General features: G+C 71.7%; 16 protein-coding genes. 3 read left to right on the top strand and 13 right to left on the bottom strand.

From position 1 onward, the window contains the following. Window positions 1-245: 245 nt before the first annotated feature. From QSK52_RS22485 to folC, 11 genes are all read right to left on the bottom strand, one after another. Complete coding sequence (locus QSK52_RS22485) at window positions 246-1,019, bottom strand: TIGR03936 family radical SAM-associated protein (protein WP_285737926.1); 774 nt, start codon at window positions 1,017-1,019, stop codon at window positions 246-248. Window positions 1,020-1,152: 133 nt separating this feature from the next. Then, on the bottom strand, window positions 1,153-1,815 hold the full coding sequence (locus QSK52_RS22480) for a hypothetical protein (protein ID WP_285737925.1): 663 nt from the start codon (window positions 1,813-1,815) through the stop codon (window positions 1,153-1,155). Between the two features lie 93 nt (window positions 1,816-1,908). Beyond that, complete coding sequence (locus QSK52_RS22475; protein ID WP_285737924.1) at window positions 1,909-3,837, bottom strand: TIGR03960 family B12-binding radical SAM protein; 1,929 nt, start codon at window positions 3,835-3,837, stop codon at window positions 1,909-1,911. 87 nt (window positions 3,838-3,924) lie between these two features. Further along, window positions 3,925-5,124, bottom strand: coding sequence for a rod shape-determining protein RodA (gene rodA / locus QSK52_RS22470; protein ID WP_285737923.1), 1,200 nt, complete (start codon window positions 5,122-5,124; stop codon window positions 3,925-3,927). Further along, complete coding sequence (mrdA, locus tag QSK52_RS22465) at window positions 5,121-7,355, bottom strand: penicillin-binding protein 2 (protein ID WP_285737922.1); 2,235 nt, start codon at window positions 7,353-7,355, stop codon at window positions 5,121-5,123. Before mrdA ends, rodA begins: the two co-directional genes overlap by 4 nt. A gap of 21 nt (window positions 7,356-7,376) precedes the next feature. Further along, window positions 7,377-8,021: a rod shape-determining protein MreD gene (gene mreD, locus QSK52_RS22460; protein WP_285737921.1), complete on the bottom strand. Its 645-nt coding sequence runs from the start codon at window positions 8,019-8,021 to the stop codon at window positions 7,377-7,379. Beyond that, window positions 8,021-8,956, bottom strand: coding sequence for a rod shape-determining protein MreC (gene mreC, locus QSK52_RS22455; RefSeq protein WP_285737920.1), 936 nt, complete (start codon window positions 8,954-8,956; stop codon window positions 8,021-8,023). The genes mreD and mreC overlap by 1 nt, the downstream gene beginning before the upstream one ends. A 70-nt stretch (window positions 8,957-9,026) precedes the next feature. Further along, entirely contained in the window at window positions 9,027-10,052 is a 1,026-nt protein-coding gene (locus QSK52_RS22450; protein WP_030458241.1) for a rod shape-determining protein, read from the bottom strand. Between the two features lie 363 nt (window positions 10,053-10,415). Next, on the bottom strand, window positions 10,416-10,829 hold the full coding sequence (gene ndk / locus QSK52_RS22445; protein WP_285737919.1) for a nucleoside-diphosphate kinase: 414 nt from the start codon (window positions 10,827-10,829) through the stop codon (window positions 10,416-10,418). Window positions 10,830-10,948: 119 nt separating this feature from the next. Further along, the gene (locus tag QSK52_RS22440; protein ID WP_285737918.1) at window positions 10,949-11,311 is read right to left on the bottom strand and encodes a DUF4233 domain-containing protein; all 363 of its coding nucleotides are present in this window, start codon (window positions 11,309-11,311) and stop codon (window positions 10,949-10,951) included. Window positions 11,312-11,317: 6 nt separating this feature from the next. Further along, entirely contained in the window at window positions 11,318-12,709 is a 1,392-nt protein-coding gene (gene folC, locus QSK52_RS22435) for a bifunctional tetrahydrofolate synthase/dihydrofolate synthase (protein WP_285737917.1), read from the bottom strand. A 167-nt stretch (window positions 12,710-12,876) separates the two neighbouring features. Between folC and QSK52_RS22430 the strand changes: the two genes are divergently transcribed. Further along, complete coding sequence (locus QSK52_RS22430) at window positions 12,877-14,421, top strand: chitinase (protein WP_285737916.1); 1,545 nt, start codon at window positions 12,877-12,879, stop codon at window positions 14,419-14,421. 65 nt (window positions 14,422-14,486) lie between these two features. On the opposite strand, the gene QSK52_RS22425 is transcribed toward QSK52_RS22430, so the two are convergent. Continuing rightward, window positions 14,487-15,017: a hypothetical protein gene (locus QSK52_RS22425; protein WP_285737915.1), complete on the bottom strand. Its 531-nt coding sequence runs from the start codon at window positions 15,015-15,017 to the stop codon at window positions 14,487-14,489. Window positions 15,018-15,289: 272 nt separating this feature from the next. Continuing rightward, window positions 15,290-17,929 (bottom strand): valine--tRNA ligase, encoded by a 2,640-nt coding sequence (locus QSK52_RS22420; protein ID WP_285737914.1) that lies wholly within the window; start codon window positions 17,927-17,929, stop codon window positions 15,290-15,292. Between the two features lie 161 nt (window positions 17,930-18,090). On the opposite strand from QSK52_RS22420, the gene QSK52_RS22415 reads away from it, so the two are divergent. Together QSK52_RS22415 and QSK52_RS22410 are read left to right on the top strand one after the other, a co-directional pair. Next, complete coding sequence (locus QSK52_RS22415) at window positions 18,091-19,008, top strand: hypothetical protein (protein WP_285737913.1); 918 nt, start codon at window positions 18,091-18,093, stop codon at window positions 19,006-19,008. Window positions 19,009-19,048: 40 nt separating this feature from the next. Further along, the gene (locus tag QSK52_RS22410) at window positions 19,049-19,867 is read left to right on the top strand and encodes a hypothetical protein (RefSeq protein ID WP_285737912.1); all 819 of its coding nucleotides are present in this window, start codon (window positions 19,049-19,051) and stop codon (window positions 19,865-19,867) included. Window positions 19,868-19,912 lie beyond the last annotated feature (45 nt).

Genomic DNA, 19,912 nt, shown 5'->3' with positions numbered 1-19,912 from the left:
GTGAGACCGCACAGGGGCTCGTAGTCTCGCTCGACCCCCCGCGGGGCGCGGGGAGTCGAAAAGTCTTCTGGTCTGACCAGTCTTCTCAGTTTTCAAGGGCCGGGCCGAGGGGTGGCCGGGCCTGCGCGCGACGACGCTCGCTCCCCTGGGGAGCCGCGGGGGCCGGGGAGCCGCAGGCCCGGAGTTCTCTCCGTGCCTGCGCTCCCGCCCACTCGGCGGACGGCGGTTGCGCGCGGCGGGGCGGCCTACCGGCCGACCTCGGCCGCGGCGCGGTCGAGCGCCAGCGGGTCGGTCACCGTGCCGGTCTGCTCGTCGAGCGGCCCCTGCGCCAGCCTGGTCACCTCTGCGGGGACCGGCGGCGCGAGGTCGGCCGTCGAACGGAGACCGGACAATACGTCGTCGGGTCGTACGGCGGGTGTGGCGTGTCGTACTACCAGGCGCAGTATCGCACAGGGAGCACCCGTACGAACATCGTCCGCACCGTCCGTGCCCGTGTTGTCACCGATCCCGACCAGGGCGGCGTCCGCCGGGGCGAGCCCGATGGCGGCGACGGCGGCACGCGCGTCGAAGGTGCGCAGGCCGTTCTTGGTCATCCGCTGGACCTCGACCGCCTCGGCGGCCAGGAAGGCGGCGGCGGCCTTCTCGGCCTCGGCGGGCTCCACGCCGGGCAGGCGCAGCAGCCACTCGGAGGCTTCCAGGCGCTCCACGAAGTTGCCCGTGGCGACCTCGACGGCCTCGGTGACGTCCAGGCCGGGGGGCAGCGACTCGTCCAGCTGGCGGCGCAGCGCCTCCGGGTCGCGGCGCTCGGCCAGGCCGATCTCCAGGTACTCGGCCTCGCTGGCGGTGCCGGTCGGGGCGGCGTTGGCGTACGAGACCTTGGGGTGCGGGGTGAAGCCCGCGGAGTAGGCCATCGGGACGGCCGAGCGGCGGAGCGCACGCTCGAACGCCCGCTGGAAGTCCCGGTGGCTGGTGAAGCGCAGACGGCCGCGCTTGGTGTAGCGGAGACGGATGCGCTGCACCGTCGGCGCGGGCGGCGGACCGTCGGGCGTGCGGCGTGCCAGGGGGCTCAGTCCTTCGTCAGTTGTCCCCGTCCGGCCTCGCACCGCGTGCGGCTCCGGCCGGACCTTGTCCTCACCAAGGGTACGCGGTGCGTCAGCCGAACAGCGCCCGCCGTACCTCCCGGGCCACCCGGCGGACCTCCGCCTTGACGGGCCACCAGACGCTGCGGCGCACCCAGCGGCACGGGGCGACCACGGTGAAGCGCCAGATCCGGCCGCCGAGCCGCCAGGCCCAGACGAACGCCAGCCACAGCGCCCGCAGCACCGGGAACAGCACCGGCCGCCACAGCCCGTGGTAGAACCCCTTGCCGATCGGCACCAGCACCCACCGCCAGAAGGCCCGGACCGGCACCGCGACCAGGTAGTACGCCAACCAGGCGACCACCTTGCAGAACCCGACGGCCAGGTACACCGTCCCGCGCCCGATCGGGGCCAGCACGTAGTTCCACAGCGCCTTCAGGACCGGCAGCAGCACCCACTCCCACAGCCAGGTCAGCGGCACCACCACCAACCACCGCCACAGCCAGCCCACCGGGACGACCACCAGCCAGTAGATCACCGGCCACAGCACCCGGTTCCACAGCAGCCGCAGCGGCCACAGCAGCACCTTGTCGACCACCCAGCCGATGCCGCGGCCGACCAGCACCACCAGCTCCCACAGCAGCCGCAGCGGCACCACGACCGCCACCACCACCGGCCGCACCACCGCGACCAGGCACCCCCCGCCCTGCTGCGGCTGCCCCTGCTGCTGAACCATCGTCACTCCCCGTAGGCCGTTCGGCCGATGGTAATACCCAGGCAAAGGGCCCCCGCCACGGGGTCGTGGCGGGGGCCCCGGGGTGAGGGTGCGTCAGCTGTTGACGACCGTCAAGGGCAGCAGCTTCTTGCCGGTCGGCCCGACCTGGATGTGGGTGTCCATCTGCGGGCAGACGCCGCAGTCGAAGCACGGGGTCCAGCGGCAGTCCTCGACCTCGACCTCCTCCAGCGCGTCCTGCCAGTCCTCCCAGAGCCAGTCCTTGTCGAGGCCGCTGTCCAGGTGGTCCCAGGGCAGCACCTCCTCGTAGGAGCGCTCGCGGGTGGTGTACCAGTCGACGTCGACGCCGGTGCCGGCCAGGCCCTTCTCGGCGCAGGACATCCAGCGGTCGTACGAGAAGTGCTCGCGCCAGCCGTCGAAGCGGCCGCCGTCCTCGTAGACGGCCCGGATGACGGCGCCGACCCGGCGGTCGCCGCGGGAGAGCAGGCCCTCGATGATGCCGGGCTTGCCGTCGTGGTAGCGGAAGCCGATGTTCTTGCCGAACTTGCGGTCGCCGCGGATCGAGTCGCGCAGCTTGGTGAGCCGCTCGTCGGTGGCCTCGGCGGACAGCTGCGGGGCCCACTGGAACGGGGTGTGCGGCTTGGGGACGAAGCCGCCGATCGAGACCGTGCAGCGGACGTCGTTGGTGCCGGTGACCTCGCGGCCCTTGGCGATGACGTTCTTCGCCATGGTGCCGATCTGGAGGACGTCCTCGTCGGTCTCGGTGGGCAGGCCGCACATGAAGTACAGCTTCACCTGGCGCCAGCCGTTGCCGTACGCGGCGGCCACCGTGTTGATGAGGTCCTCCTCGGACACCATCTTGTTGATGACCTTGCGGATCCGCTCGGAGCCGCCCTCGGGGGCGAAGGTGAGGCCGGAGCGGCGGCCGTTGCGGGACAGCTCGTTGGCCAGGTCGATGTTGAAGGCGTCGACCCGGGTGGAGGGCAGCGAGAGGCCGACCTTGTCCTCGGCGTAGCGGTCGGCCAGGCCCTTGGTGATGTCGGCGATCTCGGAGTGGTCCGCGGAGGACAGCGAGAGCAGGCCGACCTCCTCGAAGCCGGTGGCCTTCAAGCCCTTCTCCACCATCTCGCCGATGCCGGTGATGCTTCGCTCCCGCACGGGGCGCGTGATCATGCCGGCCTGGCAGAAGCGGCAGCCGCGGGTGCAGCCGCGGAAGATCTCCACCGACATCCGCTCGTGCACGGTCTCGGCGAGCGGGACGAGCGGCTGCTTCGGGTAGGGCCACTCGTCGAGGTCCATCACGGTGTGCTTGGAGACCCGCCACGGCACGCCGGGACGGTTCGGGACGACGCGCCCGATCCGGCCGTCGGCCAGGTACTCCACGTCGTAGAACCGCGGGACGTACACCCCTCCGGTCTTCGCCAGCCGCAGCAGCAGCTCGTCGCGGCCGCCGGGGCGGCCCTCGGCCTTCCAGGCCCGGACGATGTCGGTGATGTCCAGGACGGCCTGCTCGCCGTCGCCGATCACGGCGGCGTCGATGAAGTCGGCGATCGGCTCGGGGTTGAACGCGGCGTGGCCGCCCGCGAGGACGACCGGGTCGTCGAGGGTGCGGTCGGCGGCGTCCAGCGGGATGCCGGCCAGGTCGAGCGCGGTCAGCATGTTGGTGTAGCCGAGCTCGGTGGAGAACGACAGGCCGAACACGTCGAACGCCTTGATCGGGCGGTGCGCGTCGACCGTGAACTGCGGGACGCCGTGCTCGCGCATCAGCGCTTCCAGGTCGGGCCAGACGCTGTAGCTGCGCTCGGCGAGGACGCCCTCGCGCTCGTTCAGCACCTCGTAGAGGATCATGGTGCCCTGGTTGGGCAGGCCGACCTCGTAGGCGTCCGGGTACATCAGCGCCCAGCGCACGTCGCAGGAGTCCCAGTCCTTGACGGTCGAGTTGAGCTCGCCACCGACGTACTGGATCGGCTTCTGGACGTGCGGGAGGAGGGCCTCCAGGCGTGGGAAGACCGATTCGACAGTCATGCGCAAGGACCTTTACGGCAGAAAAAGCAGTGACCCTTCAGGGTAGCCGAGCCCCGAGGGTCACTGTTTCCACACCGATGACCGGCGCTAGATCCCTATCGGCCGCTGGGAGCGCACCGACTGCAGCAGGCCGATCGCGATCCAGACCGCGAACATCGAGGACCCGCCGTAGGAGACGAACGGCAGCGGGATGCCCGCGACCGGCATGATGCCGAGGTTCATGCCGATGTTCTCGAAGGCCTGGAAGGCGAACCAGGTGACCGCGCCGGCCGCCAGGATCGTCCCGTACAGGTCGGTGGCCTGGCGCGCTATCCGGCAGGCGCGCCACAGGATGACGCCGAGCAGGCCGATCATCAGCAGGCCGCCCGCGAAGCCGAGCTCCTCGCCCGCGACGCTGAACACGAAGTCGGTCTGCTGCTCGGGGACGAACTGGCCGGTGGTCTGGGTGCCGTGGAACAGGCCCATGCCGGTCAGGCCGCCGGAACCGATCGCGATCCGGGCCTGGGCGGTGTTGTAGCCGACGCCGGCCGGGTCGAGCGCCGGGTTGGCGAAGGCCGCGAAGCGGTCGATCTGGTACTGGCTGAGGACGCCGAGCTTCCAGATCGCCAGCGCCCCGGCGGTGCCGCCCGCCAGCAGGCCGACCACCCAGCGGTTGGCGGCGCCGGAGGCCAGCAGCACGCCGAGCACGGTGACCACCATGACCATCACCGAGCCGAGGTCCGGCATCAGCATGACCACGGCCATCGGGAAGGCCGCCACCCCCAGCGACTGCAGCACGCTGCGGGTGGGCGGGAACTCCCGCTCGCCGGTGTCGACCCGGGAGGACAGCACCACGGCCATGCCCAGCACGATCGCCAGCTTGGCGAACTCGGCGGGCTGGATGGAGAAGCCGCCGCCGAACTGGATCCAGGAGTGCGCGCCGTTGATGGTCGAGCCGAGCGGGCTGAGCACCGCGAACAGCAGCAGGATCACGGCCAGGTAGACGAACGGCACCGCGGTGCGCAGCCGCCGGGTGCCGAGCAGGATCACCGCGACGCACAGGCCGATGCCGATCACCAGGTTGGTCAGGTGCCGGTACAGGAAGTACTGCGGGTCGCCGTGGGTCAGCGAGTCCCGGCCGCGGGTGGCGGACCAGACCAGCAGCGAGCCGACCAGGGAGAGCGCCAGCGCCGCCAGGATCATGATCCAGTCGAGCCGCCGCAGCGGGGAGTCCTTGGCCAGCGCCCGGGCCAGCGAGGACTTCCGGGGCCCGAAGCGGAAGGATCGGTAGGAGTCGTACGGGGTCATGCCCGGCCCCTTCCGTACCCGCCGCCGCGGGTGGGTGCGACGGCGGCCAGCAGCACGCTCGCCGGCTGGTCGGCCTGGGCCGGCGGGGCCGGGTCCAGGAAGGTGGCGCCCGGCTCGTAGCTGAAGGTGGTGGGGACGATCGCGGTGCCGTCCGGGTTGAACTTGGGCAGCTCGGCCTGCGGCTTGGGCAGCAGCGCCTTGCCGTTGTCGATGTTGCCCTTGTCGTCGACGCCGTACAGCGCCTGGTAGATCCGGCGCACCGAGTCGCCGGAGCCGCCGGAGCCGGTGCCGCCCTGGCTGATGGTCATGACCACCGCGTAGTCGTTGCTGTAGGTGGTCAGCCAGGAGGTGGTCTGCTTGCCGGCGACCTCGGCGGTGCCGGTCTTGGCGTGCAGCTCGATCTTGCCCTGCGGCCAGCCCGCGCCGGTGAACTTCCAGGCGGCGGTGCCGGAGGTGATGACGCCCGCGGTGGCCTGGTCGATGTACTCCAGCAGCTTGCCCTGGGCGGGGATCTTGCCGTCCTCGTGCGGGGCGATGTCGCGCACCAGGGTGCCGTCCGGGCTGACGACCGCCTTGCCGATGGTGGGCCGGTACAGCGTGCCGCCGTTGGCGAGCGCCGAGTAGATCCGGGCCATCTGCAGCGGGGTGACCAGGGTGTCGCCCTGGCCGATGGCGAAGTTGACCATGTCACCGGCGCGCATCTGGTTGCCGTCGGCGCAGTTCTCGCGGGCGATCTCGTCGGCGTACTCGTGGCCGCCCTTGGCCGCCTGCTCGCACCAGGAGTCCTTCATCGCGTCGTAGTACGCCTGCTTCCACTGCCGGTCGGGGACCCGGCCGGCCACCTCGCCGGGCAGGTCGATGCCGGTCTTGGCGCCGAGGCCGAACTCGTGGGCGGTCTTGAAGAACCAGTCCTGGGCGTCCTTCTTGGGCTTGAGGCCGCCGTCCTTCATCCACTGGTCGTAGGCCAGGCCGTAGAACACGGTGTCGCAGGAGACCTCCAGGGCCTTCTCCAACGAGATGTCGCCGAAGCTCTCGGACTCGAAGTTCTTGAACTCGCGGCCGCCGATGGTCAGCGACTTCGGGCACGGGTAGTGCCCGTTGAGGTCGTAGCCGGCCTGCACGGCGGCGGTGGTGGAGATCACCTTGAAGGTGGAGCCGGGGGCGGACTGACCCTGTATGGCCCGGTTGATCAGCGGGTAGTTGGAGTCCTTGCTGTTCAGCGCCTCGTAGTCCTTGGCGGAGATGCCGCCGACCCACAGGTTGGGGTCGTAGGTGGGGGCGCTGGCCATCGCCACGATGCGGCCGGTGTGCACGTCCATCACGACGGCCGCGCCGGAGTCGGCGATGTAGTTCCGGCTGGTCTCCTTGTCGTAGACCTTGCGGGCCTCGGCCATGGCCTGGGCCAGCTGGTCCTCGACCACCTTCTGCACCCGGGCGTCGATCGAGGTGACCAGGTTGTTGCCGGACTGCGCGGGGGTGTTGCCCGCGCTGCCGATCACCCGGCCGAGGTTGTCGACCTCCAGCCGGTCGACGCCGGTGGTGCCGCGCAGGTCGTCGTCGTAGACCGACTCCAGGCCGGCCCGGCCGATCTGGTCGGAGGGCAGGCGGCGCTCCCGGCCGGCCTTGTCGGCGGTCTTGGTGACCTCCTCGTCGGTGACCGGCGAGAGGTAGCCGAGGATCTGGGCGGCGCTGGCGCCCTCCGCGTTGGTGTAGCGGCGCAGCGCGGTGGGCTGGGCGGTGACGCCGGGGAAGTCCTCGCGGCGCTCCATTATCTGCATCGCCTGCTGGGTGGTGGCCTGCTGGGTGACCGGGATCGGCTGGTACGGGGAGCCGTTCCAGCACGGCTGCGGCGTCTTGGCGTCGCAGAGCCGGACCTTGTTCCTCACCTCGTCGGCCGGGACGCCCAGGACCTCGGCGAGCCGGGTCAGCACCGCCTTGCCCTTATCCTTCTGCTGCAGCAGCGCGGTGCGGGAGACCGACACCACCAGCTTGGTCTCGTTGCCGGCCAGGATCCGCCCGGAGGCGTCCAGGATCTCGCCGCGGACGGCGGGCTCCACCACCTCGCGGATGTGGTTGCCCTGGGCCTTCTCGGTGAACTCCTTGCCGTTGCGGATCTGCAGGTACCACAACCGACCGCCGAGGGTGGCCAGCAGCGACAGGACCAGCACCTGGAGGACGACCAGCCGGATCGTCACCCGGCGGGTCCGGCCGGTCTCGGGGATGTTGCTCACGTGCGCGGACTCCGTCCCGGCTCAGGGGCGCTTGGCGAGGCCGAGCGCGCGCTTCTTCTTGTAGGGGGTGGCGGAGGGCTCGCGGGTGGTGCGGTAGCGGGCCAGCGCGCCGAGGCCGGAGCCGCCGTCCGCGCCGCGCACCGTCTCGTTGAGTGCCCGGTCGCCGTCGAAGCGGCGGGCCAGCAGCATCACCAGCGGCACCGTGAAGGGGGCCAGCAGCACGTCGTACAGCAGGGCGCTGAACACCAGGCCGGTCAGGCCGACGTGCCGGGCCGCGGTGTCGCCGACCAGGGCGCCGACCGTCGCGTACAGCAGGGTGGAGACCACCGCGGCGACCGCCACCACGCCCAGCGCGGACAGCGCCGAGCGCTGCCGGCCGCCCTCCGGCTTGAGCAGCCCGGCGCCGTAGCCGACCAGGCACAGCACCAGCGCGTACCGGCCGATCGCGTGGTCGGACGGCGGGGCGACGTCGGCCAGCAGGCCGGCGCAGAAGCCGACCAGGCAGCCGCCCGCCGGGCCGTACACCAGGGCCAGGCCGACCACCACCAGCATCAGCAGGTCCGGGGTGGCGCCGGGCAGTTGGAGCCGGCCGAGGACGCTGACCTGGATCACCAGGGCCAGCACCAGCAGCACGGCGGACAGCAGGATCCGGTTCAGACGCGGCATCAGTTCCCCCCGGTGGTCGGCGGTACGGCGGCGATCGGCGCCTGCGGGTTGCCCGCGGCGCCGGCGGACGCGGCGGGCACCGGCGGCAGCACCGCGTCGCGCGGGTCGGTGCGCGGCGGGACGACCACCACGCCGACCAGGTCGAGCCGGGTGAACTGCACGTACGGCTCGACCAGGATGGTCTTGGTGAGCTGGCCGGGGGTGGCCTGCACCTCCTTGACGGTGCCGACCGGCACGCCGGGCACGAACGGGCGGCCACTCTGCGAGCCGAAGGTGACCAGCCGGTCGCCCGCCTTGACCTGGGCCCGGCCGTTGAGCAGCTCGATCCGCATCGGCGAGGCGCCCTGGCCGGCCGCGAAGCCGATCTCGCCGCTGCCCTCCAACCGGACCCCGGCGGTGAAGCCCGGGTCGGAGGCGAGCAGCACGGTGGCGGTGGTGGGCGCGACGGTGGTGATCCGGCCGACCAGGCCCTGGCCGTCGATGACCGTCATGTCCCGGGTCAGGCCGTCGTCGCTGCCCGCGTCGATGGTGATCGTCCAGGAGAAGCCCTGGGCGGCGCCGATCGCGATCACCTGGGCGGCCTTGACCGTGTAGCCGCCGGAGCCGGCGGTGCGCAGCATGTCGTCGAGCTGCTTGGTGCGGCCGGTGGCGGCGTCGGAGGAGGCGAGCTTCTGGCGCAGCTCGGTGTTCTCGCGGGTGATCTGGTCCAGGCGCTGCTGGTGGGTGCCCGCGTCGCGGATCGCCCGGATGTAGCCGGCCACCGGGTCGACCGCGCCCGCCGCGGCGTCCTCCACCGGGCCGAGCGCGGAGGCGGCGGCCCGGCGGGCACCGCCGAGCGGCGAGTCCTCGCCGCCCTTGATGTCCACGGTGATCAGTGCGAAGGCCACCAGGACCAGCAGGACCAGCATTAGTCGACTCTGTCGGGTGTCCCTCACGGTGCCGCCGCCGCCCCTTCGTGCCGGGTGCTCTTCTGCCCGGCTCGGTGTGTAGTTCGAATTGCCTTGCTCAACGACGCGGCTGGGCGTCCAGTACCTGCTGCAGCGCCTCGAACTCCTCGACGCACTTGCCCGCCCCCAGCGCCACCGAGTCCAGCGGGTTCTCCGCGATGTGCACCGGCATGCCGGTCTCCCGGCGCAGCCGCTCGTCCAGGCCGCGCAGCAGGGCGCCGCCGCCGGTGAGCACGATGCCGCGGTCCATCACGTCGCCCGCCAGCTCCGGCGGGCACTGGTCCAGGGTGGTCTTCACCGAGTCGATGATCGAGTTCACCGGCTCGTCGATGGCCTCGCGGACCTCGGCGGCCGAGATCACCACGGTCTTCGGCAGGCCGGAGACCAGGTCGCGGCCGCGGATCTCGGCGTGCTCGTCCTTCTCGCCCTCCAGGCCGAACGCGGAGCCGATCGACATCTTGATCTGCTCGGCGGAGCGCTCGCCCAGCAGCAGGCTGTACTCCTTCTTGATGTGCTGGACGATCGCGCTGTCCAGCTCGTCGCCCGCCACCCGCAGCGACTGGGCGGTGACGATCCCGCCGAGCGAGATCACCGCCACCTCGGTGGTGCCGCCGCCGATGTCGACCACCATGTTGCCGGTGGGCTCGTGCACCGGCAGGCCCGAGCCGATCGCCGCGGCCATCGGCTCCTCGATGATGTGCACCTGGCGGGCGCCGGCCTGCATGCTGGCCTCGACCACGGCGCGGCGCTCGACGCCGGTGATGCCGGAGGGGACGCAGACCACGACCCGCGGGCGGACCAGGTAGCGGCGGCGGTGGATCTTCATGATGAAGTACCGCAGCATCCGCTCGGTGATCTCGAAGTCGGCGATCACGCCGTCCTTGAGCGGGCGGATCGCGACGATGTTGCCGGGGGTGCGGCCGATCATCTTCTTCGCCTCGGCCCCGACCGCGAGGATCCCGCCGGTGTTGGTGTTGACCGCCACCACCGACGGTTCGTTCAGCACGATGCCCTTGCCCCGGACGTACACCAGCGTGTTCGCGGTGCCTAGGTCGATCGCCAGGTCCCGGCCGAGAAACGACAGGTTGTTCGCCATGGGATGTCGTGAGCCTTCCCGAGTTCGGATCAGGGCGGGGAGCGGGCCGGCCGTACGCGCCCGCGGCAGGGCTGACGGCGGCTGAGCAGCCGCTCCGTGCCCGTGAGTTGGGTCCATCGTAGTCACGCCGGTCAGCGCGGGCGGCGGGTACGGCGTGCCGCCCATTCTCCGGGGGCGAATCGGCTTCTCCTGGCATTGGGACGCCGTGTCGGAGGGTAGGGTTCCGTGATTTGACGATTAACGCCCAGAGGGAGCAACAGGACCCGCCATCCGGCTCCTGAGCTGCGGCTTCCCCCGGAACGGCGCCCCATGCCCGATGTGGGCACGGGGCACCGGATCGCTACAGGATCCTCACGCGTGGGCCGGGAAGAAGATCTTGATCTCGCGCTCGGCCGACTCCGGGGAGTCCGAGGCGTGGATCAGGTTCTCCCGGGTGATGGTCGCGTAGTCGCCGCGGATGGTGCCCGCACCGGCCGCCAGCGGGTCGGTCGCACCGGCCAGCGCGCGGATGCCGGGGACGACGTTCTCGCCCTCGACGATCAGCGCGATCGACGGGCCGGAGGTCATGAAGGCCAGCAGCGGCTCGTAGAAGTCGCGGCCGACGTGCTCGGCGTAGTGCTGCTCCAGGGTGGCGCGGTCGAAGGTGCGAAGCTCCATCGCAGCGAACCGCCAGCCGGCCTTGCGCTCGATCCGGCTGATGATCTCGCCGGCCAGGCCGCGCTCCACGGCGTCGGGCTTGAGCAGGACGAGAGTGCGCTGGGACACGGGGCGGCTCCTGGAGTGTGTCGATCGGCCTTGACTGTGCCCCCGACACTACCCCGACCGGGTGGCCGGGCCGGTCGGGGGCCGCTGACCAGGGCGGCCGGGTCCGTCGGCCGGGCGGCTCAGGCGGTGGCCGGGGCCGCCTCGGCCGCGGCCTGGGCGGCCGCCCGCTGGGCCTTGAGCACGTCGATCTTGCGGCCGTAGTGGACCGAGCACCACCACAGGCCGCCGAAGACCACGCCGAAGGCGTACATGGTCGGCAGCACCAGCCCGCTGGCCAGCACGGCCACCTGCAGCGCCCAGCCCACGTGCACCGCGCCGGGGCGGGTGATCACGCCGCAGAGCAGCACGCACAGCGCGATCGCCACCGCGCTGACCGCCCAGATGGTGCCGGTGCCGACGTCGGTGAGCTTCATCGCGACCAGGCCGGCGAACATGATCAGCAGGGCCTCGCCGATCAGCGTGGAGGAGCACAGGGTGCGCATCGGCGGCTACTTCCTTCCGAACAGCAGGCGCGCCTCGCCCACCGTGATGACGGAGCCGGTGACCAGGACGCCGGCGCCGCCGAGGTCCTCCTCCTCGGCCAGGGTGACGGCGGCGTCGATCGCGTCGTCGAGGCGGGGCTCGACCTGCACCCGGTCCTCGCCGAAGACCTCGACGGCGAGGGCGGCGAGCCGGTCGACCGGCATCGCGCGGTGGGTGGAGTTCTGGGTGACCACGACCTCGGCGAGGATCGGCTCGAACACCTCCAGCAGGCCGGTGACGTCCTTGTCGCCGCTGGTGCCGATCACGCCGACCAGTTTGGTGAAGCCGAAGGCCTCGCCGAGCGCGTTGACCGCGGCCTGCGCGCCGTGCGGGTTGTGCGCGGCGTCCAGGATGACGGTGGGGCTGCGCCGGACGACCTCCAGCCGGCCCGGGGAGGAGACGCCGGAGAACGCCTGCCGGACCTTGTCCTCGTCCAGGTGCTCGGCACCGCCCTGGCCGACGCCGAAGAAGGCCTCGACGGCGGTCAGCGCCAGTGCGGCGTTCTGCGCCTGGTGGTCGCCGTGCAGCGGGAGGAAGAGGTCCTGGTACTCGTGGCCGCCGAGGCCGCGCAGGGTCACCAGCTGGCCGCCGACCGCGACCTCGCGGCGCAGCACGCCGAACTCCATGCCCTCGCGGGCCACCGTGGCGTCCACCTCGACGGCGCGGCGCAGGATGGTCTCGGCGGCGTCCAGCTGCTGCTGGGCGACCACGGCGAGGGCGCCGGGCTTGACGATGCCGGACTTCTCGACCGCGATCTCGCCGGTGGTCTCCCCCAGCTTGTCGGTGTGGTCCAGGCCGATCGGGGTGATCACGGCGACCTGGGCGTCGATCACGTTGGTGGCGTCCCAGGAGCCGCCCATGCCGACCTCGACCACCGCGACGTCCACCGGGGCGTCGGCGAAGGCGGCGTACGCCATGCCGGTGAGCACCTCGAAGAAGGACATCGCGACCGGCTGGGCGGCGTCCACCATCTGCACGTAGGGCTCGATGTCCCGGTAGGTCTCGACGAACTTCTCGGGGGTGATCGGCGCGCCGTCCAGGCTGATCCGCTCGGTGACGGACTCCACGTGCGGGGAGGTGTAGCGGCCGGTGCGCAGCTCGAAGGCGCCGAGCAGCTGCTCGACCATCCGGGCGGTGGAGGTCTTGCCGTTGGTGCCGGTGATGTGGATGGAGGGGTAGGAGCGCTGCGGCTGGCCGAGGATGTCCATCAGCGCCTCGATCCGGTCGAGCGAGGGCTCCAGCTTGTTCTCCGGCCAGCGGGTGGCCAGCTCGGCCTCGACGGCGCGCAGTTCGGGGTCGGTGCCGCCGGCGTCGGCGGGACGGACGGTGTAGGGGTTGGGCTCGGCCTTGTCGCTCACCCCGCCAGTCTAAGGACTCCGTACGCCCGGGCCGGACGGGCGCCCCGGGGCGCGGGCCCTCTTGACACCGGAATTGGTCTACTCCACCGTGTAGTCGCTCCCACCCGCTCCACGTTCGAAGCTCCCCGCACCGCACCCCCATCGACACTCCCCCACATGGAGATGGCATGCGTGCACCACAGCCCCAACCGCGGCCGGACCGGCGCACCGGACGGGCCCTGCTCGCCGGACTGGTCGCGGCCTCCACCGGCCTGGCCGGCCTGCTGATGGCCGGCACCGGCACCGCCACCGCCGGCGTCGCGCCCAACGTCGACGTGGTGGTCAACGGCGACTTCTCGGCCGGCAACCACATCAGCCCGTGGACCTGCGGCCCGACCGTCACCGCGGTCAACAACGCCGCCACCGGCTGGGACCTGCAGGGCTCCCCGGCGGGCACCGACTACGCCAACTGCAGCCAGACCGTCGCCGTGCTGCCGAACTCGACCTACACCCTGAGCGCCGTGGTGCAGGGCGGCTACGTGTTCGCGGGCGTCACCGGCACCGGCGGCACCGACCCGTCCACCTGGAGCTCCAACTCCGGCTGGAACACCCTGAGCTCGACCTTCACCACCGGCGCGTCCACCACCTCGGTGTCGGTCTGGTTCCACGGCTGGTACGGGCAGACCCCGTTCACCGTGGACAAGGTCTCGCTGGTCGGGCCGGGCACCGGCACCAGCCCGTCCCCCTCGCCCTCCGGGACGGTGGTCGACCCCTCGCCGAGCGTCTCGGTCAGCGCCTCGCCGTCGCCCTCGCAGAGCACCACGACGCCGCCACCGCCGCCCAGGAAGCACTTGCTCACCGGCTACTGGCAGGACTTCTACAACGGCGCCACCCCGCAGCGGATCAGCGACGTCCCGGCCGCGTACGACATCATCGCGGTGGCCTTCGCGGACGCCACCAGCACGCAGGGCGGGATCAGCTTCACCCTGGACCCGACGCTCTCCGCCAAGCTCGGCGGGTACACCGAGGCCCAGTTCAAGGCCGACATCGCGGCCAAGCGGGCGGCGGGCAAGAAGGTCGTCATCTCGGTCGGCGGGCAGAACGGCACCGTCTCGGTGTCCAACTCCACCGCCGCGACCAACTTCGCCAACTCGGCGTACGCCCTGATCCAGCAGTACGGCTTCGACGGCATCGACATCGACCTGGAGAACGGCGTCAACGCCACCTACATGTCGCAGGCGCTGCACGCGCTGCAGGCCAAGGTCGGCTCCGGCTTCGTGCTGACCATGGCGCCGGAGACCATCGGCATGCAGTCCACCGGCGGCGAGTACTTCAAGCTGGCGCTGGCCACCAAGGACATCCTGACCATCGTCAACATGCAGTACTACAACAGCGGGGCGATGCTCGGCTGCGACGGCGGCGTGTACTCGCAGGGCACCGAGAACTTCCTCACCGGCCTGGCCTGCATCCAGCTGCAGGGCGGCCTGCGCGCCGACCAGGTCGGCCTGGGCGTCCCGGCCTCCACCAGCGCGGCGGGCGGCGGCTACGTCAGCCCGTCGGTGGTGAACAGCGCACTGGACTGCCTGGCCTACGGCACCAGCTGCGGCTCCTTCAAGCCGGGCCAGACCTGGCCGGCCATCGGCGGTGCGATGACCTGGTCGACCAACTGGGACGCCACCGCGGGCAACCAGATCGCCAACACCGTCGGCTCGCACCTGCACGCGATGCCGTGACCTGAGGCGGTGCGCCGCGCGCCCCGGAGCGGGGAACCCGCTCCGGGGCGCGCAGTGACGATCCGTCAGTACGTGCCGCGGGGCGTCGGCAGCCGGCCGGCGTGCCGGCGGCGCAGCTCGGCGGCGATCTCCTCGGCCTCGCCCTCGGGCAGCAGCGGCAGCATCATCGCCACCGCCTGCACCAGGCCGCCCAGCAGGTAGGTGGTGTCGGGCGTCCCCGCCACCAGGGTGCGCACCCGGTCGACGTCGCCCGCGGCGACGGCCTCCAGCAGCAGGGCGGCGCCCGCGGCCTCCTCGTCCACCGGCACCCGGGAGGTGTCCTGCGGGGCGCGCCGGGCCAGGCCGCGCAGCACCCGGTCGGCGACCTCGGGGGCGTACGCCTTGCGGACCGCCTCGGCGGCGATCCAGACCAGCAGGGTGGCCACCTCGCGCTCGACGTGCTCGGCCAGCAGCCGGTCCAGCTCGGTGTCGAAGGCGACCTGGTTGCCGTGCCGGAATGCCAGCAGCAGGGTCGCCGCCCTGGCCTTGGCCGCCTCCACTTCTTCCCTCGGAAGTTCGTCCGGAAGTTCGTCGACCAACTCCCCGGTCGCCATCATGCGCGCACCCTCCGTTCGTGCCCCGCCCGAATGGGAACGTCGCCCACCGTACACACCGGAAGTGCAAAGGTCGCTGAACGCGCGGGGATGGTCGGCGCAATGCATTCCAATTGGCGCGGAACGCCAATTGCCCGGGAATGACGCCGAATAGGGGGTGCGCGATCCGCACCGCGACGCGCGGGCAAGGGAATTGACAGACCGCCGGGAAGAACTCGGGAAAAGGCGGAGGGCCGCCGCCCCCGGGGGGAGCGACGGCCCTTCCTGACGCGCGGTCAGCCCTGCGGCAGCGCCGCGAGCTGGGCGGTGATCCGCTCGACGTCGGCCTCGGCGGCCGCCAGCCGGGTGCGGATCTTGGCGACCACCTCGTCCGGCGCCTTGGCCAGGAAGGCCTCGTTGCCGAGCTTGCCGGTGGCCTGCGCCTTCTCCTTCTCGGCCGCCGCCAGGTCCTTCTGCAGGCGCTTGCGTTCGGCCGGGACGTCGATGGTGCCGGACAGGTCGAGCTCGACGGTGGCCCCGGCCACCGGCAGCGAGGCGGTGGCGTGGAAGCCCTCCTCCGGCGGCGTCAGGCGCAGCAGCGAGCGGATCGCGGCCTCGTGCACCTCCAGCCGGTGGCCGGCCAGCCCCAGCCGGGCCGGGACCTTCTGGGTGGCGTTCAGGTTCTGGTCGTTGCGGAACCGACGGACCTCGGTGACCAGTTGCTGCAGCTGGGCGATCTCCGACTCGGCGTCGGCGTCCCGGTAGCCGGAGTCCTTCGGCCACTCGGCGACGACCACCGACTCGGCGCCGGTGAGCGTCGTCCACAGCGCGTCGGTGACGAACGGGACGATCGGGTGCAGCAGGCGCAGCGTCACGTCGAGCACCTCGCCGAGGACGCGGCGGGCGTGGTCGGCCTGCGCGCCGCCCTTGTTCAGCGTGGTCTTGGAGAGCTCGACGTACCAGTCGAAGACCTCGTCCCAGGCGAAGTGGAACAGCGCGTCGGAGACCTTGGCGAACTCGAAGTCCTCGTACAGCGCGTCGACTTCGGCGACCGTGGCGTTCAGCCGGGACAGGATCCAGCGGTCCGCGGCGGTGAGCTCCTCCGGCGCGGGCAGCGGGCCCCGGACGGTGGCGCCGTTCATCAGGGCGAAGCGGGTGGCGTTCCAGATCTTGTTGCAGAAGTTCCGCGAGCCCTTGACCCAGTCCTCGCCGATCGGCACGTCGGCGCCGGGGTTGGCGCCGCGGGCCAGGGTGAAGCGGACCGCGTCGGCGCCGTAGGCGTCCATCCAGTCCAGCGGGTCGACGGCGGTGCCGGAGGACTTCGACATCTTCTTGCCGAACTCGTCGCGGACCAGGCCGGTCAGCGCGATGGTCCTGAACGGGATCTCGCCGTCCATCGCGTACAGGCCGAACATCATCATCCGGGCGACCCAGAAGAAGATGATGTCGTGGCCGGTCAGCAGCACGTCGGTCGGGTAGAACTTCTCCAGGTCGGCCGTCCGCTCCGGCCAGCCGAGGGTGGAGAACGGCCACAGGCCGGAGGAGAACCAGGTGTCCAGGACGTCCGGGTCCTGGACCCAGCCCTCGCCGGTGGGGGGCTGCTCGTCCGGGCCGACGCAGACGACCTCGCCGTCGGGGCCGTACCAGACCGGGATGCGGTGGCCCCACCAGAGCTGGCGCGAGATGCACCAGTCGTACATGTTGTCGACCCAGTCGAAGTAGCGGCGCTCCAGCTCCTTCGGGTGGATCTCGACCCGGCCGTCGCGGACCGCGTCGCCCGCGGCCTTCGCCAGCGGGGCGACCTTGACCCACCACTGCAGCGACAGCCGCGGCTCGACCACGGTGTGGCAGCGGGAGCAGTGGCCGACCGCGTGCTCGTAGGGGCGCTTCTCGGCGACGACGCGCCCCTGCTCGCGCAGCGCGCCGACCACGGCGGAGCGCGCCTCCAGCCGGTCCAGGCCGAGGAACGGGCCGTGCACGGTGATCACGCCGCGCTCGTCCATCACCGTCAGGTTCGGCAGGTCGTGGCGCTGGCCGATGGCGAAGTCGTTCGGGTCGTGCGCGGGCGTCACCTTGACGGCGCCGGTGCCGAACTCCGGGTCGACGTGCTCGTCCGCGACGACCGGGATCTCGCGGTCGGTCAGCGGCAGCTTGATGGTGCGGCCGACCAGGTGCGCGTAGCGCTCGTCGGACGGGTGGACGGCCACCGCGGTGTCGCCCAGCAGGGTCTCGGCGCGGGTGGTGGCGACCACGATCGAGTCCTCGCCGTCGCCGTAGCGGATCGAGACCAGCTCGCCGGGGACGTTCTCGTGCTCGACCTCGATGTCGGACAGCGCGGTCAGGCAGCGCGGGCACCAGTTGATGATGCGCTCGGCGCGGTAGATCAGGCCGTCGTCGAAGAGCTTCTTGAAGATGGTCTGGACGGCCTGGGAGAGGCCCTCGTCCATGGTGAAGCGCTCGCGGGACCAGTCCACGCCGTCGCCGAGGCGGCGCATCTGGCCGAGGATCCGCCCGCCGTAGTTCTCCTTCCACTCCCAGACCTTGTCGACGAAGGCCTCCCGGCCCAGGTCGTGCCGGGACAGGCCGGCCTCGGCGAGCTGCTGCTCCACCTTGTTCTGGGTGGCGATGCCCGCGTGGTCCATGCCCGGGAGCCAGAGCGCCTCGAAGCCGAGCATCCGCTTGCGGCGGGTCAGCGCGTCCATCAGCGTGTGCTGGAAGGCGTGGCCCAGGTGCAGGGCGCCCGTGACGTTCGGCGGCGGGATGACGATGGTGTACGCCGGCTTCTCGCTCTTCGCGTCGGCCGTGAAGTAACCGCGCTCCACCCAGCGCTCGTACAGCTCGCCCTCTACCTCGGCCGGGGCGTAGGTCGTCGGGAGGGTGGCTGCGTCGTCCCCGGGGTGAGAGCTCGCGGGGCGCTGGTTCGTCGTGTCGGTCACGACGCACAGTTTACGGAAGGCCGGACCGCGGTTACGAACCGATTGTGTCCGGACCACTCGGGCGTGGTGGGGGGGCCGTACGATAGCGTGCCGCTTACTCGACCAACCGACCGAACCAGACGGCCGCGGAACTCGTAAGCGGCGGGGGAGACTGACGACTGATGTACGGCCAGGGGCAGGGACCGCAGCAGTATCCGCAGGGGCAACCGCAGCAGCCTTACGGCGCGCCCCCGCCGCAGCCCGGCTACGGCGGCGGCCAGCCGCCCGCGTACGGCGCTCCGCAGCCGCCGGCCTACGGCGCTCCGCAGCAGCAGCCCGGATACGGCTACCCCCAGCAGCAGCCCCCGGCCCCGCAGCCCGGCTACGGGCAGCCCCCGGCGCCCCCGCAGCAGTGGGGCGGCGCGCCCCAGCAGCCCGGCTACGGCGGCTACCCGCCGCCCGCTCCGTCCAAGGGCAAGGGCGGGATCATCGCCCTGGTGGTCGTCGTGGGCCTGGCCGTGATCGGCGGCGGCGTCTGGTGGGGCCTGAAGGGCGGCAGCAACGCCGGCTCCGACACCGTGGGCAAGTACAAGCTCGCGGCGCAGGACAGCGTGGCGGGCTACACCAAGAAGTCGTCCAGCGAGAAGGGCTCGCTGAAGGGCCTGGACGGGGTGGGCACCTTCGAGGGCTCGCTGAGCGTCACCTACCAGAAGAGCACCACCAACCTGGCCAGCTTCGGCGGCAGTTGGGGCAAGGTCGACGACCCCGGCAAGGCGATCGACGCCGTGGCCGGCAAGCTCGACGAGGCGATGAACGGCTCCGCGGACGAGGGCGAGGGCGGCAAGGCGGTCTGGAAGCAGAAGCTGTCCGCCGTCGACGCCCAGGACTCGAAGGACCCGGGCAGCAAGCTGAGCTGCGGCCTGCTCGGCTCCGACGAGGCGGACTCCAAGGAGACCATTCCGGTGTGCATCTTCGCGACGCACTCCACCATCGGCACGGTGACCGCCAACAACCTGGACCCGAAGGGCAAGCAGCTCTCGGTCAGCGAGACGGCCGCGCTGGCCCGCCAGCTGCGCGACGCCTCGACCGTCGCCAAGTAGACCCCCAGCACCACCTCCACGCGCGAACGGAGTCCCAGCCGTGTCCGACAACCAGTTCGGCCCGCCGCAGCCCGGTTTCGGGCCGCCGCCGGCCCCCGGCGCCCCCGTACCCCCGCAGGGCGGGGCCGCCCCGCAGCCCGGATACGGCTACCCGCAGCAGCAGCCCCAGCAGCCCTGGGGCGGCGGGGCGGTCCCGCCCCAGCAGGGCTACCCGGCCGGTGCGCCCGCCGGGTACCCGGCGGGCGGCTTCCCCGGCTACCCGGCTCCGCCGCGGAAGTCCCGCAAGGGCCTGTGGATCACGCTGTCGATCGTGTCCGCGGTGATCCTGGCCGGCGTCGGCGTGATCGGCTACTTCGCCTACGACACCGTCTCGAAGACCGGCAAGTACAAGCTGTCCGTGCCGGCCAGCTTCCAGGGCATGGACGGCTCGGCCAACGCCGACTCCGCCCAGGAGATCGCCGACCAGATCCGCAAGGACACCGCCTCCAACAGCGAGGCGCCCGAGGGCACGGCCGCCGCGGTCTACGTCGCCGACGACCGGAGCCGGGCCGTCCAGGCCGGCGGCTACTACGGCAAGTTCAGCAACCCCAAGGCCCAGCTCGACGCCGAGTTCAGGGCGATGGAGCGCGACGGCGACAAGGTCGGCCAGCGCAAGTCGGTGGACCCGGGCCCGCTCGGCGGCAAGATGGACTGCGCCACCGGCACCGACTCCAGCGGCGAGAAGACCAACTTCTGCCTCTGGGCCGACTACTCGACCGTGATGTACGTGATCGAGGAGTCCGCGGACGGCGAGGTCCCCCTGGACAAGATCGCCGCCGACGCCCGCGAGCTCCGGCAGGCCGCCGAGGTCGTCAAGTAACGCTCTCCGCAAGGCAGTTCGGCCAGCACGACGCAGCAGGGCCCC

The organism is Kitasatospora phosalacinea (assembly GCF_030268885.1).
GTDB classification, from domain to species: Bacteria; Actinomycetota; Actinomycetes; order Streptomycetales; family Streptomycetaceae; genus Kitasatospora; species Kitasatospora phosalacinea_C.
Note: the sequence above shows the minus strand (reverse complement) of the source record. Positions and strands in the feature narration are given on the sequence as shown.

Bases quoted from the DNA above. Each gene is read 5' to 3' on its own strand.
- QSK52_RS22440 (WP_285737918.1), bottom strand. From the start codon at position 11,311: ATGCGCACCCTGTGCTCCTCCACGCTGATCGGCGAGGCCCTGCTGATC.
- QSK52_RS22425 (WP_285737915.1), bottom strand. From the start codon at position 15,017: ATGATGGCGACCGGGGAGTTGGTCGACGAACTTCCGGACGAACTTCCG.
- mreD (WP_285737921.1), bottom strand. From the start codon at position 8,021: ATGCCGCGTCTGAACCGGATCCTGCTGTCCGCCGTGCTGCTGGTGCTG.
- QSK52_RS22430 (WP_285737916.1), top strand. From the start codon at position 12,877: ATGCGTGCACCACAGCCCCAACCGCGGCCGGACCGGCGCACCGGACGG.
- QSK52_RS22475 (WP_285737924.1), bottom strand. From the start codon at position 3,837: ATGACTGTCGAATCGGTCTTCCCACGCCTGGAGGCCCTCCTCCCGCAC.
- QSK52_RS22415 (WP_285737913.1), top strand. From the start codon at position 18,091: ATGTACGGCCAGGGGCAGGGACCGCAGCAGTATCCGCAGGGGCAACCG.
- QSK52_RS22480 (WP_285737925.1), bottom strand. From the start codon at position 1,815: ATGGTTCAGCAGCAGGGGCAGCCGCAGCAGGGCGGGGGGTGCCTGGTC.
- rodA (WP_285737923.1), bottom strand. From the start codon at position 5,124: ATGACCCCGTACGACTCCTACCGATCCTTCCGCTTCGGGCCCCGGAAG.